This is a genomic window from Streptomyces sp. WAC05292, from assembly GCF_003949955.1.
GTDB classification, from domain to species: Bacteria; Actinomycetota; Actinomycetes; order Streptomycetales; family Streptomycetaceae; genus Streptomyces; species Streptomyces globosus.
In genome coordinates this window covers 1-920 of the sequence record NZ_RPSE01000794.1, presented here as the reverse complement: position 1 = coordinate 920, position 920 = coordinate 1, and the positions used below count along the sequence as shown (strand labels likewise).

1 protein-coding gene is annotated in these 920 nt (G+C 77.8%); it reads left to right on the top strand.

Features of this window, described 5'->3' with window-relative positions; genetic code table 11:
• Positions 1-56 precede the first annotated feature (56 nt).
• A partial coding sequence (locus EF903_RS33075) for an NTP transferase domain-containing protein (RefSeq protein ID WP_148142669.1) occupies positions 57-920 on the top strand: 864 nt, incomplete at its 3' end.

Below are 920 nucleotides of genomic sequence, written 5' to 3'. Positions count from 1 at the left end.
CGGGTCCGGCAAGTGCGGCTCCCGCCGCGGAACATGGTCCGCGCATACTCGTGGGCATGAGCTACGACGCGATCGTCCTCGCCGGCGGCGCCGCGCGACGCCTCGGCGGAGCGGACAAGCCCGGTCTGCGCGTGGGCGGCCGCACGCTGCTCGACCGCGTCCTCGACGCCTGCCCCGACGCCGCGGCCACCGTGGTGGTCGGCGGCCGCCGGCCCACGGCCCGGCCCGTCTCCTGGGCCCTGGAGAGCCCGCCCGGCGCGGGCCCCGTCGCCGCGCTCGACGCGGGGCTGCGGTGCACCACCGCCGACACGGTCCTCGTCCTCTCCGCCGACCTGCCCTTCCTCGACCGCGGAACCGTCCGCGCCCTCCTCGACCGCCTCGCCCCGCCGGGGGCCGCGGAGGGCGCCCTGCTGCGCGACCGCTCCGGGCGGGACCAGCCGCTCGTCGCGGCGTACCGGGCCGAGCCGCTGCGCCGCGAGATCGCGCTGCTGGCCGCCGAGCACGGCACCCTCACCGGGCTGCCGCTGCGTGCGCTGACCGCCGAACTGGAGCTGGACCACGTGACGGATACTGGGCCACTCGCCTCGTTCGACTGCGACACCTGGGACGATCTCGCATCCGCCCGCGCCACGATCAGGGAGCATGGAAACGTGCTGGACCAATGGATCACCGCCGCCAAGGCCGAGCTCGGCATCGACATCGACGTCGACACCAAGGCCCTGCTCGACCTCGCCCGGGACGCCGCCCACGGCGTCGCCCGGCCCGCCGCCCCCCTGACGACCTTCCTCGTCGGCTATGCGGCGGCGCGCGCCGAGGCCGCGGGGGCCGACCCGGCCACCGCCCTGGCCGAGGCCACCCGCAAGGCCGCCGCGCTCGCGCAGCGCTGGGCCGCCGAGGCCGGGGGCGGGGCCGGGGAGAAC